This is a genomic window from Ideonella sp., assembly GCF_035254525.1.
In the GTDB taxonomy this organism is placed as follows: Bacteria; Pseudomonadota; Gammaproteobacteria; order Burkholderiales; family Burkholderiaceae_C; genus Ideonella.
In genome coordinates this window covers 1-14,773 of sequence record NZ_DATFAN010000186.1, presented here as the reverse complement: position 1 = coordinate 14,773, position 14,773 = coordinate 1, and the positions used below count along the sequence as shown (strand labels likewise).

At 69.0% G+C, this 14,773-nt stretch carries 14 protein-coding genes; all 14 read left to right on the top strand.

Annotated features, from left to right (window positions below):
• The first annotated feature begins 39 nt into the window (after positions 1-39).
• Positions 40-687: a 3-isopropylmalate dehydratase small subunit gene (leuD, locus tag VJ693_RS20385; RefSeq protein WP_324157199.1), complete on the top strand. Its 648-nt coding sequence runs from the start codon at positions 40-42 to the stop codon at positions 685-687.
• A gap of 20 nt (positions 688-707) precedes the next feature.
• Positions 708-992: a hypothetical protein gene (locus VJ693_RS20380; protein ID WP_324157197.1), complete on the top strand. Its 285-nt coding sequence runs from the start codon at positions 708-710 to the stop codon at positions 990-992.
• Between the two features lie 2 nt (positions 993-994).
• Positions 995-2,086: a 3-isopropylmalate dehydrogenase gene (leuB, locus tag VJ693_RS20375; RefSeq protein WP_324157195.1), complete on the top strand. Its 1,092-nt coding sequence runs from the start codon at positions 995-997 to the stop codon at positions 2,084-2,086.
• Positions 2,087-2,180: 94 nt separating this feature from the next.
• Entirely contained in the window at positions 2,181-3,308 is a 1,128-nt protein-coding gene (gene asd, locus VJ693_RS20370; protein ID WP_324157193.1) for an aspartate-semialdehyde dehydrogenase, read from the top strand.
• A 264-nt stretch (positions 3,309-3,572) separates the two neighbouring features.
• Positions 3,573-6,203 carry a FimV/HubP family polar landmark protein gene (locus tag VJ693_RS20365; protein WP_324157191.1) on the top strand — a complete coding sequence of 877 codons (2,631 nt, stop codon included), beginning with the start codon at positions 3,573-3,575 and terminating at the stop codon, positions 6,201-6,203.
• The gene (gene truA / locus VJ693_RS20360; RefSeq protein WP_324157189.1) at positions 6,200-7,000 is read left to right on the top strand and encodes a tRNA pseudouridine(38-40) synthase TruA; all 801 of its coding nucleotides are present in this window, start codon (positions 6,200-6,202) and stop codon (positions 6,998-7,000) included. The genes VJ693_RS20365 and truA overlap by 4 nt, the downstream gene beginning before the upstream one ends.
• 1 nt (position 7,001) lies before the next feature.
• The gene (locus VJ693_RS20355; protein ID WP_324157187.1) at positions 7,002-7,631 is read left to right on the top strand and encodes a phosphoribosylanthranilate isomerase; all 630 of its coding nucleotides are present in this window, start codon (positions 7,002-7,004) and stop codon (positions 7,629-7,631) included.
• A 64-nt stretch (positions 7,632-7,695) separates the two neighbouring features.
• Positions 7,696-8,943 (top strand): tryptophan synthase subunit beta, encoded by a 1,248-nt coding sequence (trpB, locus tag VJ693_RS20350; protein WP_324157186.1) that lies wholly within the window; start codon positions 7,696-7,698, stop codon positions 8,941-8,943.
• Entirely contained in the window at positions 8,940-9,752 is an 813-nt protein-coding gene (trpA, locus tag VJ693_RS20345) for a tryptophan synthase subunit alpha (RefSeq protein WP_324157184.1), read from the top strand. Before trpB ends, trpA begins: the two co-directional genes overlap by 4 nt.
• Positions 9,753-9,811: 59 nt before the next feature.
• Positions 9,812-10,684: an acetyl-CoA carboxylase, carboxyltransferase subunit beta gene (gene accD, locus VJ693_RS20340; protein ID WP_324157183.1), complete on the top strand. Its 873-nt coding sequence runs from the start codon at positions 9,812-9,814 to the stop codon at positions 10,682-10,684.
• 143 nt (positions 10,685-10,827) lie between these two features.
• Complete coding sequence (folC, locus tag VJ693_RS20335) at positions 10,828-12,123, top strand: bifunctional tetrahydrofolate synthase/dihydrofolate synthase (RefSeq protein ID WP_414652327.1); 1,296 nt, start codon at positions 10,828-10,830, stop codon at positions 12,121-12,123.
• A 98-nt stretch (positions 12,124-12,221) separates the two neighbouring features.
• A complete protein-coding gene (locus VJ693_RS20330) occupies positions 12,222-12,965 on the top strand; it encodes an SPOR domain-containing protein (RefSeq protein ID WP_324157179.1) in 744 nt (247 codons plus the stop codon).
• 5 nt (positions 12,966-12,970) lie between these two features.
• Complete coding sequence (locus tag VJ693_RS20325) at positions 12,971-13,468, top strand: CvpA family protein (protein WP_324157177.1); 498 nt, start codon at positions 12,971-12,973, stop codon at positions 13,466-13,468.
• Between the two features lie 60 nt (positions 13,469-13,528).
• Positions 13,529-14,773: amidophosphoribosyltransferase (purF, locus tag VJ693_RS20320; protein ID WP_324157175.1), on the top strand; the 1,245-nt coding region annotated here is incomplete at its 3' end.

Genomic DNA, 14,773 nt, shown 5'->3' with positions numbered 1-14,773 from the left:
TGTCCACGGCGCAGCCGTGCCCCGTCCCCAGCTGATCAAATGAACCAATTCACCGTGCACAAGGGCCTCGTGGCCCCGATGGATCGCGAGAACGTCGACACCGACGCGATCATCCCCAAGCAGTTCCTGAAGTCGATCAAGCGCACCGGCTTCGGCCCGAACCTGTTCGACGAGTGGCGCTACCTCGACCACGGCGAGCCGGGGCAGGACCCGGCCACGCGCAAGGCCAACCCGGACTTCGTGCTGAACCAGCCGCGCTATGCGGGCGCTTCCGTGCTGCTCGCGCGCGACAACTTCGGCTGCGGCTCGAGCCGCGAGCATGCACCCTGGGCGCTGGAGCAGTACGGCTTCCGCGCGCTGATCGCGCCGAGCTTTGCCGACATCTTCTTCAACAACTGCTTCAAGAACGGCATCCTGCCCATCGTGCTGCCCGAGTCGCAGGTCGCGAGGCTGTTCGACGAGGTGGCGGCCTTCCCCGGCTACCAGCTCACGGTCGACCTGCCGCGGCAGGTGGTCGTCAAGCCGGACGGCAGCGAGCTGCCGTTCGAGGTGCAGCCCTTTCGCAAGTACTGCCTGGTCAACGGCTTCGACGACATCGGCCTGACGCTGCGCCATGCCGACAAGATCCGTGCCTTCGAGGCCGAGCGCCTGGCGCGCATGCCGTGGCTGGACCAGCGCGTGCTCTGAAGCGCTGGTTCCAGCGCCTCGTGCTGAGTCGCCTGTGGCTCAGCTTCGTCGTGCTGGGGCTGAGCTTCTTCGCCTTTGGCGCCGGCACGCTGAACCTGTTCTACCTGCTGCGCGCCAACACCGATCTCGTTCTCGAACATGGCTGGGTCGCCCTGATGGACGGCGCAGCCCAGCAACTGGTCGAGCTGCTCGTCACCGGCTACCTCTCGATGGCCGCGTACGTGGTGTTCAAGGCTTGCGAACATCGCCTGGCGCACTGGCTGGGCGACCCTCCCGAATCTGAAACTGACCCACAGGACCCATGACCATGAAGATCGCCATCCTGCCCGGTGACGGCATCGGCACCGAGATCGTCGCCGAGGCCGTGCGCGTGCTGAACGTGCTCGACCTTTCCCTCGAGATGGAGGAAGCCAAGGTCGGCGGCGCCGCCTACGAGGCCCACGGACATCCGCTGCCCGAATCGACGCTGAAGCTGGCGCAAGCGGCCGACGCGGTTCTGTTCGGCGCCGTCGGCGACTGGAAGTACGACACGCTGGAGCGTGCGCTGCGGCCCGAGCAGGCCATCCTCGGCCTGCGCAAGCACCTGGGCCTGTTCGCCAACTTCCGCCCGGCCATCTGCTACCCGCAACTCACCCATGCGTCGAGCCTCAAGCCCGAGCTGGTCGCGGGGTTGGACATCCTGATCATCCGCGAGCTGACGGGCGACATCTACTTCGGCCAGCCGCGCGGCCGCCGCACCGCGGTGGACGGCCACTTCCCCGGCGCCGAGGAAGCCTTCGACACGATGCGCTACAGCCGCCCGGAGATCGAGCGCATCGCCCACGTGGCCTTCCAGGCAGCGCGCAAGCGCGACAAGCGCGTGACCAGCGTCGACAAGGCCAACGTGCTGGAGACCTTCCAGTTCTGGAAGGACGTCGTGACCGAGGTCTCGGCCCAGTACCCCGATGTGGCGCTGGACCACATGTACGTCGACAACGCGGCGATGCAGCTGGTGAAAGCCCCGAAGAAGTTCGACGTGGTCGTGACCGGCAACATGTTCGGCGACATCCTGTCGGACGAGGCCGCGATGCTGACCGGCTCGATCGGCATGCTGCCCTCGGCGTCGCTGAATGCCGACAACCAGGGCCTTTACGAGCCCAGCCACGGCAGCGCGCCGGACATCGCCGGCAAGGGAATCGCCAACCCTCTGGCTACAATCCTGTCCGCTGCCATGATGCTTCGTTTCTCACTCCAACAGCCGGAAGCGGCCGACCGTATCGAGTCGGCCGTGCGCGCCGTGCTGGCCGCGGGCTACCGTACGCCCGACATTTGGAGCGAGGGCACTCAGAAGGTGGGCACGCGCGAGATGGGTGATGCGGTCGTCGCCGCGATCACCGGCAAAACGATTACCAAGAGCTGACAGCTCGGTCTCGTCTCGCCCCACCTCTGGACCCCGGCGAAGCGAGCCGGGAAGGCTCCAGGGGTCCGGGATCAACTTTCAAAGGTATCTGGAAATGGCACTCGTAGGATTGGTCGGCTGGCGCGGCATGGTCGGCTCCGTGCTGATGGATCGCATGGTCGCCGAGCGCGACTTCGACTTGATCGAACCGCTGTTCTTCTCCACCTCGAACAAGGGCGGCCGTGCGCCGGCGATGGCGAAGAACGAGACCACGCTGCAGGACGCGTACGACATCGACGCGCTGAAGCGTTGCGACATCATCGTCACCGCCCAGGGCGGCGACTACACGACCGAGGTCTTTCCGAAGCTGCGCGCCGCCGGCTGGAACGGCCACTGGATCGATGCCGCCTCGACGCTGCGCATGAAGGACGACGCGGTCATCGTGCTCGACCCGGTCAACCTGCCGGTCATCCAGAACGCGCTGGCCAAGGGCGGCAAGAACTGGATCGGCGGCAACTGCACCGTCAGCTGCATGCTGATGGGGGTCGGCGCGCTGTACAAGGCCGGGCTCGTCGAGTGGATGAGCACCCAGACCTACCAGGCGGCCTCGGGCGGCGGCGCGCAGCACATGCGCGAGCTGCTGGCCCAGTTCGGTACGCTCAACCATGCGGTGAAGGACCTGCTGGCCGATCCGACGAGCGCGATCCTCGAGATCGATCGCCTGGTGATCGAGAAGCAGCGCACCCTCGAAGATGCCGAGAAGGCCAACTTCGGCGTGCCGCTGGGCGGCTCGCTGATCCCCTGGATCGACAAGGACCTCGGCAACGGCATGAGCCGCGAGGAGTGGAAGGGCATGGCCGAGACCAACAAGATCCTCGGCCAGGGGGAAGGTTTCGCCACGCCGGCCGTGCCGGTCGATGGCTTCTGTGTTCGCATCGGCGCCATGCGCTGCCACAGCCAGGCGCTGACCTTCAAGCTCAAGAAGGACGTGCCGCTGGCCGACATCGAGGCCATGATCGCTGCCGACAACGAGTGGGTGAAGGTCGTGCCGAACAACCGCGAGGCCACCATGCGCGACCTGACGCCGGTGGCGACCACCGGCACGCTGCGCATCCCGGTCGGCCGGTTGCGCAAGCTGGCGATGGGGCCGGAGTATCTCGGTGCTTTCACCATCGGCGACCAGCTGCTGTGGGGCGCCGCCGAGCCGCTGCGCCGGATGTTGCGCATCCTGCTGACGGCCTGAAACGCCTGCTTACGTCTGCGTTGCCCCTCGGCAACGTGGGCGTTTAACCCAAGTCGGTGAAAACGCGAAAACTTCCGAATGTCAGGATTTGGATGAGCTTGTAAGCCTATATGCTTGATGCTATGGTGTTTTCTCGTATTCGGGCCGGCTGACGCCGGAATCCATCGTGGAGAGAACGGTCGTTGACGGCGGGCCTGTGCGCAGGCTCGCCGATCTCGTTTGTGTGATGGCGTTTCGGGAGACGCTTTGAAGAACTCTTCATCCATGGCCAAGGGCGCATCGCTGACCACCGTGGCGGCCGCAGCCTTGTTGCTGTTGCATGCCGGCGGCGCCCAGGCGCTGTCGTTGGGTCGCCTGACAGTCCAGTCGTCTCTCGGTGAAGCCCTGCGGGCCGAGATCGACATCACCAGCATGAGCCCGGAAGAGGCGGCGTCGCTGCGTACGACGCTGGCGTCGCCCGAGGCCTTCCGTGCCGCCGGTGTCGAATTCAACCCCGTGCTCAGCGGTGCGCAGCTCACGCTCGCGCGACGCCCGGATGGCCGTGCCTACATCCGCGTCAGCGGCGACCGCGCCGTGTCCGAGCCCTTCGTCGATGTCATCATCGATTTCGCCTGGGCCAGCGGGCGCCTGCAGCGCGCTTACACCCTGCTGATCGACCCGCCGCCCACCCGGCCGGCCGCGCCGCCGCCGGTGGCCGCCACCGCGCCGGTCATCTCGGGTGCCCCGACGCAGGTCGCGCCGATCGCACCGCCTCCGCCGAGCCCGCCGCCGGTGGCCGCCGCGCCGCGGCCGGCGTCGAAGCCCATCGCGCCGTCAGCGCCCAAGCCGGTCGCGCCGCCGCCCGCCGCCGAGGGCGCAGATTCCTACCACGTGCGCAGCGGCGACACGCTGTCGTCGATCGCCTCGGCGCACGGGCGCAGCGGCGTCTCGCTCGACCAGATGCTGGTGTCGCTGTATCGCGGCAATCCGCAGGCGTTCATCGACAACAACATGAACCGGCTCAAGTCCGGTGTGGTGCTCAACCTGCCCGACGCGGCCACCGCGAAGGACGTCGCGCCCGACGAGGCACGCCAGGTCATCCAGGCCCACAGCGCCGACTTCGCCGCCTTCCGCCAGCGCCTGGCCGGTGCCGCGCCGACCGTCAAGGGCACCGAGCCGGCCCGCCAGGTGACCGGCCAGGTCCAGGCTGCCGTGAAGGACCGCAAGGCCGACACCGGCCTCGCCTCGCCCGACAAGCTCACGCTGTCGCAAGGCTCGGCCAAGGTCGGCGGCGCCGAGGCCAAGGTCTCCAAGGAGATCGAGCGCAAGGAGAAGGAAACCCGCGTCGCCGAACTCTCGCGCAACGTGCAGGAGCTGAAGCAGCTTTCCGATGCGACCAAGGCGGCGTCCAAGCCGACCGCGGCCGCCCCGACGTCCCCTGCCACCGCCGCGGCCAAGCCCGGCGTGCCGGTCGCCGTCACGCCACCGCCTGCACCGGCGCCGGCCCCTGCGAAGCCCGTCGTCGCGCCGCCACCGCCCGCGCCCACGCCCGCACCGCCGGCGGCCAAGCCGGTGGTTCCGCCGCCTGCGCCGGCGCCCGCGTCGGCTGTGGTTCTCGCGGCCGCACCGACGCCCGAGCCGGTCGCTTCGCCGGCAGCCTCGGCGCCCGTCGCGGTGGCTGCCGCCTCCGTTCCGGCCCCGGTGGCTTCCCGCCCCGCGCCCAGGCGCGTGGCGCCGACGATCACGGCTCCCGAACCGAGCTTCCTCGAGTCGCTCAGCGGCAACCCCTGGGTGCTGCCCGGCGCGGCCGGCCTGGTCGCGCTGCTGGCCGGCCTGGGCGTGATGCGCCTGCGCCGACGCCAGCAGGATGGCGCCGCCGAAACCTCGTTCATCGAGAGCAAGCTGCAGCCGGATTCCTTCTTCGGCGTCAGCGGCGGCCAGCGTGTGGACACGCGCGACGGCGCCAGCAGCAGCTCGTCGCTGAGCTATTCGCTGAGCCAGCTCGATGCGATCGGCGATGTCGACCCGGTGGCCGAGGCCGACGTCTACCTCGCCTACGGCCGCGACCTGCAGGCCGAGGAGATCCTGAAGGAAGCGCTGCGCAGCGACCCCGGCCGCGTGGCCATCCGCAGCAAGCTGCTGGAGGTGTATGCCAAGCGCGCCGACGTGAAGGCCTTCGATGCCCAGGCACGCCAACTGTTCGAACAGACCGGCGGCGAAGGCGAGGATTGGGAGAAGGCCGTCGAGCTCGGCCGCAACATCGACCCGGCCAACCCGCTGTACGGCGGCGAGGGCCGGGTGGTGGCGGTCGACATCGACACCTCGTCGGAGCCGCCGCCCGACCTGCGCGAGGACTACGGCCAGCCCGCGCGGCTGGAGCCCGAGCCCCCGGCGCAGAAGACCCAGCCGCTGGTGGGCGAGGTGCTGCTCGATACGGCACCCGGCAACCTCGACATCGACCTCGGCTCGCCGTCGCAGCTGGCCGGTGTGGAAAGCACCCGTTCGCTGGAGACGGCCTCCGGCATGCTCGACGGCACGTCGCCCGACTTGCCGGCGCTGCCGACCGAGCCGGCGCCGCTGCCGGTGGCCCAGTCGCTCGCCGACCTGCCGCCGCTCGACCTGCCGCCGGAAACCGAGCGCGACACCGGGCCGGCGACCGCCCCGTCGACCTTCGACTTCGGTGACCTGTCGCTCGACCTGGGCGAGGCGAAGGAACCGCAAAGCACCGTGCGCGGCGGCCTGCCGCACGACGAGATCGACGATGCCGACCCGCTGGCCCGCAAGCTCGAGCTGGCCGACGAATTCCGCCGCATCGGCGACATGGAAGGTGCGCGCGACCTGCTCGAAGAAGTCGTCGGCAAGGCCGAGGGCGCGCTGAAGACGCGTGCCCAGGCGATGCTGAACGACCTGGAGTGAACGAGGCTGCGGCCCGGCGCCTTGCGCTGGGCCTGGCCTACCGCGGCGACCACTACCACGGCTGGCAAAGCCAGCCGAGCGGCCGCACGGTGCAGGACAAACTGGAGGCGGCGCTGCGCGAGTTCGCCGCGATGCCGGTTTCGACGCTGTGCGCCGGCCGCACCGACACCGGGGTGCATGGCCTGAATCAGGTCGTCCACTTCGACACCCCGCTCGATCGGCCCGAGTTCTCGTGGATCCGGGGCACCAACCGCTACCTGCCGCGTGACATCGCGGTGCAGTGGTGCAGGCCGGTTCCAGCCGGCTTCCACGCACGCAACAGTGCCCGCGGCCGGCGCTACCGCTACCTGCTGCTCGAGTCGCCGGTGCGCCCAGCGATCGAGTTCGGCGGCTGCGGCTGGGTCTTCCGCCCGCTGGACGGGGCCGCCATGCGGGCCGCCGCCGCGCAGCTCATCGGCGAGCACGACTTCAGCTCCTTCCGCTCCTCGGAATGCCAGGCGCTGTCGCCGGTGAAGCAGTTGCGCCGCCTCGACATCTCGCGCCATGGCGCCTACTGGCGCTTCGAGTTCGAGGCCAGCGCCTTCCTGCACCACATGGTGCGCAACATCATGGGCTGCGTGGTCGCCGTGGGGCAGGGCAACCGGGCGCCCGGCTGGATGGCCGAGGTGCTGGCCGCCCGCAGCCGCGACGCGGCCGCACCGACCTTTGCCCCCGAGGGCCTGTACTTCGTCGGCCCCATTTACGATGCCGAACTCGGCTTGCCGGACGCCACGGCAGCGATGGACTGGATCCCATGACATGGCCCACCGAACGCGCATCAAGATCTGCGGCCTGACTCGCGAACCGGACGTCGATGACGCTGTCGCGTCCGGCGCCGACGCGATCGGCCTGGTGCTCTACACCAAGAGCCCGCGCCACGTCGATGCCGCGCGTGCCGGCGTTCTGGCCAGGCGGCTGCCGCCCTTCGTCAGCCCGGTGCTGCTTTTCGTGAACGCCACGCCGGCCGAGATAGACGCCGGCCTGCAGGCGGTGCCGAACGCCTTGCTGCAGTTCCACGGCGACGAAACCCCCGGGCAGTGCGCCGCCCCGGGCCGGCCGTACCTGCGGGCCGCCCGGATGGCGCCGGGCGTCGATTTGCTAGACTTGGCGTCCCGCCACCCGGGGGCCGCCGGCCTCCTGCTCGACGCCCACGTCGAGGGCTATGGCGGTGGTGGAAAGGCATTCGATTGGTCTCTCGTTCCCGCCAACGTGCCCTGTCCGGTCGTTTTGTCTGGTGGGTTGAGTCCTGCAAGCGTGATCGATGGGGTGCTGCGCGTCCGGCCCTGGGCCGTTGACGTGAGCTCCGGCGTCGAAAGCGCGAAAGGCATCAAGGATGCCGCGCTGATGCGCCGGTTCTGCGAGGCGGTGCGGGAAGCCGACGGTCGCTGAGCCCGACCCGAGGCTCCGGCGCCGCCCGGATGCAGCACCCGAAACACCGAGAACTTCCATCACCATGTTGAACTACCAGCAGCCCGATGCCTCGGGCCACTTCGGGCCGTACGGAGGCAGCTTCGTCTCCGAGACCCTCGTCCATGCGCTGGACGAACTGAAGGCCGCCTACACGCACTACCGCAGCGATCCGGCCTTCATCGCCGAGTTCAAGAAGGAACTCAAGCACTTCGTCGGCCGGCCCAGCCCGATCTACCACGCCGAGCGCCTGTCGCGCGAGGTGGGCGGGGCGCAGATCTACCTCAAGCGCGAAGACTTGAACCACACCGGCGCGCACAAGATCAACAACGTGATCGGCCAGGCGCTGCTGGCCAAGCGCATGGGCAAGCCGCGCGTGATCGCCGAGACCGGCGCCGGCCAGCACGGCGTGGCGACCGCCACCATCTGCGCCCGCTTCGGCATGGAGTGCGTGGTCTACATGGGCTCGGAGGACGTCAAGCGCCAGAGCCCGAACGTCTACCGCATGCATCTTCTGGGCGCGCGCGTCGTGCCGGTCGAATCGGGCAGCAAGACGCTGAAGGACGCACTGAACGAGGCGCTGCGCGACTGGGTCACCAACGTCGAGAACACCTTCTACATCATCGGCACGGTCGCGGGCCCGGCGCCCTATCCCGAGATGGTGCGCGACTTCCAGAGCGTGATCGGCGAGGAGTGCCTGTCGCAAATGCCCGAGATGACCGGCCGCCAGCCTGACGCGGTGATCGCCTGCGTCGGCGGCGGCAGCAATGCCATGGGCATCTTCTACCCCTACATCCCGCACGAGAACGTGCGCTTGATCGGCGTCGAGGCGGCGGGGCAGGGGCTGTCGACCGGCAAGCATGCGGCCAGCCTTTCGGCCGGCTCGCCGGGCGTGCTGCACGGCAACCGCACCTACCTGCTGCAGGACGAAAACGGGCAGATCACCGAGACCCACTCGATCTCGGCCGGGCTGGATTACCCCGGCGTCGGCCCCGAGCATGCCTACCTGAAGGACACGGGCCGCGCCGAGTACGTCGGCATCACCGATGCCGAGGCGCTCGCGGCCTTCCACCGCCTGTGCCGCACCGAGGGCATCATCCCGGCGCTCGAATCGAGCCACGCGGTCGCCTACGCGATGAAGCTGGCCGCGACGATGCGGCCGGACCAACTGCTGCTGGTCAACCTCTCCGGCCGGGGCGACAAGGACATCGGCACCGTGGCCGACCTGTCCGGCGCTGAGTTCTACTGCCGGCCCTCGTGCCGCGGCCAGACGGTGAAGGGAGGTGCGCAATGAGCCGCATCGCCGCCACCTTCGCCGCGCTCAAGCGCGACGGCCGCAAGGCACTGATCCCCTACGTCACCGCGGGCGACCCCTTCGCCGATGCGACAGCCGACATCATGCTGGCGCTGGCCGAGGGCGGTGCCGACGTGATCGAGCTCGGCGTGCCGTTCTCCGACCCGATGGCCGATGGCCCGGTGATCCAGAAGGCCTCCGAGCGGGCGCTGGCCAAGGGCATTGGCATGGCCCACGTGCTGGACATGGTGCGGGCATTCAGGGCCCGCAACACGATGACGCCGGTCGTGCTGATGGGCTATGCGAATCCGGTCGAGCGCTACGACCAGCGCCACGGCGCAGGCGCCTTCGTGAAGGCGGCCGCCGAGGCCGGTGTCGACGGTGTGTTGATCGTCGACTACCCGCCCGAGGAGTGCGCCGATTTCGCCGCCGCGCTCAAGGCCCAGGGCCTGGACCTGATCTTCCTGCTGGCGCCGACCAGCACCGAGGCGCGCATGGCCCAGGTCGGTGCGCTGGCCAGCGGCTACGTCTACTACGTGTCCTTGAAAGGCGTGACCGGCGCCGGCAACCTGGACACCGCTGCGGTGGCCGAGGCCGTGCCGCGCATCCGCCGTCACGTCAGCGTGCCGGTGGGCGTGGGCTTCGGCATCCGCGACGCCGCGTCGGCCCAGGCCGTCGGCCGGGTGTCGGACGGCGTCGTGATCGGCTCGCGGCTGATCCAGATCCTGGAAAACGAAACGCGCGACAATGCGCCTTTGGCCGCGCGGCGCTTCATCGGCGAGATCCGCGCGGCGCTGGACACCCTCTGACCGCCTTGTGATCCATCGCATCGGGTGATGTCATCGACGACAAGAAGGAGCCTTGATCCATGAGCTGGCTTGAAAAACTGCTGCCCCCGAAGATTCAGCAGACCGACCCGAGCGAACGCCGTTCGGTGCCGGAAGGGCTGTGGATCAAGTGCCCCTCCTGCGAATCGGTGCTGTACAAGACCGACCTGGAGCAGAACGTCAACGTCTGCCCGAAGTGCGATCACCACCACCGCATCGGCGCGCGCGACCGGCTCAATGCCTTCCTCGATGCGGAAGGCCGCTACGAGATCGGCCACGAGGTGCTGGCGGTCGACGTGCTGAAGTTCAAGGACAGCAAGAAGTACCCCGAACGGCTGAAGGCCGCGCTTGAGACCACCGGCGAAACCGACGCGCTGGTCGTGATCGGCGGCGCGGTGATGAGCGTGCCCGTCGTCGCCGCGGCCTTCGAGTTCGACTTCATGGGCGGCTCGATGGGCTCGGTGGTCGGCGAGCGCTTCGTGCGCGGCGTCGAGACCGCGATCGAGCAGAAGGTGCCCTTCGTCTGCTTCACCGCCACCGGCGGCGCGCGCATGCAGGAAGGCCTGTTCAGCCTGTTCCAGATGGCCAAGACCAACGCGGCGCTGACCCACCTGGCCAAGGCGCGTCTGCCCTATGTCAGCGTGCTGACCGACCCGACGATGGGCGGCGTGTCGGCCAGCTTCGCTTTCGTCGGTGACGTCGTGATCGCCGAGCCCAAGGCCTTGGTCGGTTTCGCCGGCCAGCGCGTGATCCGGAACACCGTGCGCGAGGAACTGCCCGAGGGCTTCCAGCGCGCCGAGTTCCTGATGCAGAAGGGCGCGATCGACATGATCGTCGACCGCCGCCAGCTGCGCCCGACGATTGCCCGGCAGTTGGCCATGCTGCAGCGCCAAAGCGCGGACGCGGTGGCGTAGCTGTTGGCCCCCACGCCCCCTGCCGGGGGCTGCCCCCCCGAGGGGGCTCTTGCAGCGGCCCGGCAGAGCCGGCTCCGCGCAAGCGACTTGAAGGCGGTGGCTCCTGCGGAGCACCGCGTTTGGTCTGCGCAAGACCTTGATTCTTGGTTCCGACATTGAAAACGCTCGCTGATTGGCTCGCGCACAGCGAGAGCCTGCACCCGAAGTCCATGGACCTGTCGCTCGAGCGCGTGCGGCAGGTGCGCGAAGCGATGGGCATCGTCTTCAGCGTGCCGGTGATCACCGTCGCCGGCACCAACGGCAAGGGCTCGACCTGCGCGATGCTGGAAAGCATCGCGCTGGCGGCGGGCTACCGAGTCGGCCTGTACATCAAGCCGCACCTAGTGCACTTCGAAGAGCGTTGCCGCGTCGGCGGCACGCCGGTCAGCGCCGACTCACTGTGCGAAGACTTCCAGGCGGTCGAGGATGCGCGCGGCGACACCGCGCTGACCACCTTCGAGTTCAGTACCCTTGCCATCCTGCATCGGCTGGCGCGCGAGCCGCTGGATCTGGTGATCCTCGAGGTCGGCCTGGGCGGGCGCTACGACGCGGTCAATGCGATCGACACCGACTGTGCGGTGATCACCTGCATCGATCTGGACCATACCGAGTTCCTCGGCCCGGACCGCGAGAGCATCGGGCGCGAGAAGGCGGGCATCCTGCGCACCGGCCGGCCGGCGATCGTCTCGGATCCGCTGCCGCCGCAGAGCATTGTCGACACGGCGCGCGAGGTCGATGCCGACTTGTGGCTCGCCGGCCGCGACTTCAACCACCAGGGCGACCGCCAGCAGTGGGCCTGGAGCGGCCGCGGCCGCCGGTACCACGCACTGGCCTACCCCGCGCTGCGCGGCGCGAACCAGTTGCTCAATGCCGGCGGGGCGATTGCCGCCCTCGAATCGCTGCGCGACCGGCTGCCGATCACCGCGCAGGCCGTGCGCCAGGGCCTGGCCAGCGTGGACTTGCCTGGCCGCTTCCAGATCGTGCCGGGCCAGCCTGCGCTGGTGCTCGACGTGGCGCACAACCCGCAGGCCGTCGCGGCGCTGGCGCTGAACCTGGACCAGATGGGTTTCTACCCGCGCACGGTGGCCGTCTTCGGTGCGATGCGCGACAAGGACATCACCGGCGTGATGGCCCGCCTGGCGCCACTGGTGGACCATTGGCACTTCACCGACCTGCCGCTCGCGCGCGCCGCCACCGCCGAGGACCTGGCGGGCGCCCTGCGTGCGATGCGGGGCGAGGCCGCCGCCTGCAGCACGCACGCCAGCCCCGCCGAGGCCCTGGCCTGCGCCCTGAAGGACGTGGACCCCACTGGTAGAATCGTCGTCTTCGGCTCGTTCTACACCGTGGGCGGCGTGCTGAAGCAAGGTTTGCCCCGGCTGAGCGCGCCGCACCAGGCCTGAAGGCAGCACGTGCGTTGAGCGCGCAGGAGCGCGCAAGAGTGCTCAAGGGGCCCTCAAACGGCCATCCCGACCGCCCCGGTCGCCATTCGCCGCCTCGCATGGGTCTGCTGTCGAAATTCAAATCCCGATCCTCCGACGCAGCCCGTGCCGGGGCGTCGCCCGCGGACGCCAACGAGGTCGTGCGCGATGTGCGCGCCAGGGCCCGGCGCCGCCTGATCGGCGCGGCGCTGCTGCTGGGCGTCGGGATCATCGGTTTCCCGCTGCTGTTCGAGACACAGCCCCGGCCGATCGCGGTCGACATCCCGATCGAGATTCCCTCGCGCGACAGCGCGCCGCCGCTTCGCTCGCCTGCCACGCGGCCCGCCCGCAGCCAACCGGCCGTGGTGGCCAGGCCGCCGGACGATGCGCCGGCGGCGAGCCTGCCGTCCGCAGCCGAGCCGGCGCCCAAGCCGCTGGCCGAGGCCCCCGTCGAGCCCAAGCCGGCGACCAAGCCCGCCGTCAAGCCGGCTGACGCCAAACCCGAATCCAAACCCGAGCCCAAACCGGCGGCCAAACCAGTCGAAGTGCCGAAGACGGCGGAGCTGGCCAAGGCGGGCGACACCGCCGTCGACAACGGCCGGTTCGTCGTGCAGATCGGCGCGTTCGCCGAGGCCACCGGCGCACGCGAGGCGCGCATGAAGGTCGAAGGCATGGGCCTGAAGACCTACACCCAGGTCATCGAGTCGGCCAGCGGCCGGCGCATCCGCGTGCGCGTCGGCCCCTATGCCACCAAGGCCGAGGCCGACAAGGCTGCGGCGCGCATCAAGGCCAGCGGCTTGCAGGCGGCCGTGCTGGTGCTGTGACGGCCATGCTGGCGGGCTTCAGCTGGGTCGATTGGGCACTGGCCGCCGTGCTGCTGTTCTCGGTCGCGATCGGCCTGTGGCGCGGCCTCGTCTACGAGTTGCTGGCGCTGATTGGCTGGGTCGTCGCGTTCGTCGTGGCGCAGGCCTATGCGAGTACGGTGGCGCTGTGGCTGCCCTTCGGTGCCGGCTGGTCGCGGCTGGCGCTGGCCTTTGGCCTGACCTTCTTTGCCACGCTGGTCGCGTGGACCTTGCTCGCCAAGCTGGCGCGGATGATGATCTCGGCCACACCGCTGAGCGTGCTCGATCGCGCGTTGGGTGCCGGTTTCGGTTTCGCGCGCGGCGTGCTGATCCTGCTGGTGGTGGCGCTGGTCGTCACCTGGACGCCGGCTTCGCGCTCGCCGGCATGGCAATCGTCGCGCGGCGCGGCTTGGCTCGGCGCGGTGCTGAACGGCCTGAAGCCGCTGTGGCCCGGTGGCCAGCCGGCCCCGGTGCGTGCAGCTTGATTCGGCGCCTGGCCTACCTCATCTTTCCCTCATTCTCCTGAAACGATCGGACCCCTCCCCATGTGCGGCATCGTCGGCGTGATCTCCAAACAGCCGGTCAACCAGCTGATCTATGACGCTTTGCTGCTGCTGCAGCACCGTGGCCAGGACGCTGCGGGCATCGTCACGATGCAGGGCACCAAGTGCTTCATGCACAAGGCGCGCGGCATGGTGCGCGATGTGTTCCGCACCCGCAACATGCGGGCGCTGCCCGGCAGCGTCGGCCTGGGCCAGGTGCGGTACCCCACCGCCGGCAACGCCTACAACGAGGAGGAGGCGCAGCCGTTCTACGTCAACGCCCCGTTCGGCATCGTGCTGGTGCACAACGGCAACCTGACGAATGCGATGGCGCTGAAGCAGGAACTGTTCGAGATCGACCGCCGCCACATCAACACCGAGAGCGACAGCGAGGTGCTGATCAACGTGCTCGCGCACGAGCTCGAGCGTGCCGGCCGTGACCTGGCGCTCACGCCGGAGCTGGTGTTCAAGGCGGTGGCCGCGGTGCACAAGCGCATCAAGGGCTCGTATGCCGTGGTCGCACTGATCGCCGGCCATGGCCTGCTCGCCTTCCGCGACCCGTTCGGCATCCGCCCGCTGTGCTATGGCGTTCTGGAGGGCCCCGACGGCCCCGAGGTGATGGTGGCCAGCGAGTCGGTCGCCCTCGAAGGCACCGGCCACCCGTTCGTGCGCGACGTCGCCCCGGGCGAGGCGGTCTTCATCGACCTGGCCGGCAAGGTGCATCACCAGCAGTGTGCCGAATCGCCGACGCTGAACCCCTGCATGTTCGAGTACGTCTACCTTGCTCGGCCCGATTCGGTGATGGACGGCATCTCCGTCTACCAGGCGCGGCTGAACATGGGCGAGACGCTGGCACAGCGGGTGATCTCCACGATGCCGCCGTCGCAGATCGACGTGGTCATCCCGATTCCCGAATCGAGCCGCCCGAGCGCGATGCAGCTGGCGCAGAAGATCGGCAAGCCATACCGCGAAGGGTTCGTCAAGAACCGCTATGTCGGCCGCACCTTCATCATGCCCGGCCAGTCGGTGCGCAAGAAGAGCGTGCGGCAAAAGCTCAACGCGATTAGCGTCGAGTTCAAGGGCCGCAACGTGCTGCTGGTCGACGACTCCATCGTGCGCGGCACGACCAGCAAGGAGATCGTCCAGATGGCCCGCGAAGCCGGCGCCAACAAGGTCTACATGGCCTCGGCCGCGCCGCCGGTGCGCTACCCGAACGTCTATGGCATCGACATGCCGACCAAGGAAGAG

Bases quoted from the DNA above. Each gene is read 5' to 3' on its own strand.
- accD (WP_324157183.1), top strand. From the start codon at position 9,812: ATGAGCTGGCTTGAAAAACTGCTGCCCCCGAAGATTCAGCAGACCGAC.
- leuB (WP_324157195.1), top strand. From the start codon at position 995: ATGAAGATCGCCATCCTGCCCGGTGACGGCATCGGCACCGAGATCGTC.
- VJ693_RS20355 (WP_324157187.1), top strand. From the start codon at position 7,002: ATGGCCCACCGAACGCGCATCAAGATCTGCGGCCTGACTCGCGAACCG.
- VJ693_RS20330 (WP_324157179.1), top strand. From the start codon at position 12,222: ATGGGTCTGCTGTCGAAATTCAAATCCCGATCCTCCGACGCAGCCCGT.
- leuD (WP_324157199.1), top strand. From the start codon at position 40: ATGAACCAATTCACCGTGCACAAGGGCCTCGTGGCCCCGATGGATCGC.
- VJ693_RS20365 (WP_324157191.1), top strand. From the start codon at position 3,573: ATGGCCAAGGGCGCATCGCTGACCACCGTGGCGGCCGCAGCCTTGTTG.
- trpB (WP_324157186.1), top strand. From the start codon at position 7,696: ATGTTGAACTACCAGCAGCCCGATGCCTCGGGCCACTTCGGGCCGTAC.
- VJ693_RS20325 (WP_324157177.1), top strand. From the start codon at position 12,971: ATGCTGGCGGGCTTCAGCTGGGTCGATTGGGCACTGGCCGCCGTGCTG.
- trpA (WP_324157184.1), top strand. From the start codon at position 8,940: ATGAGCCGCATCGCCGCCACCTTCGCCGCGCTCAAGCGCGACGGCCGC.
- asd (WP_324157193.1), top strand. From the start codon at position 2,181: ATGGCACTCGTAGGATTGGTCGGCTGGCGCGGCATGGTCGGCTCCGTG.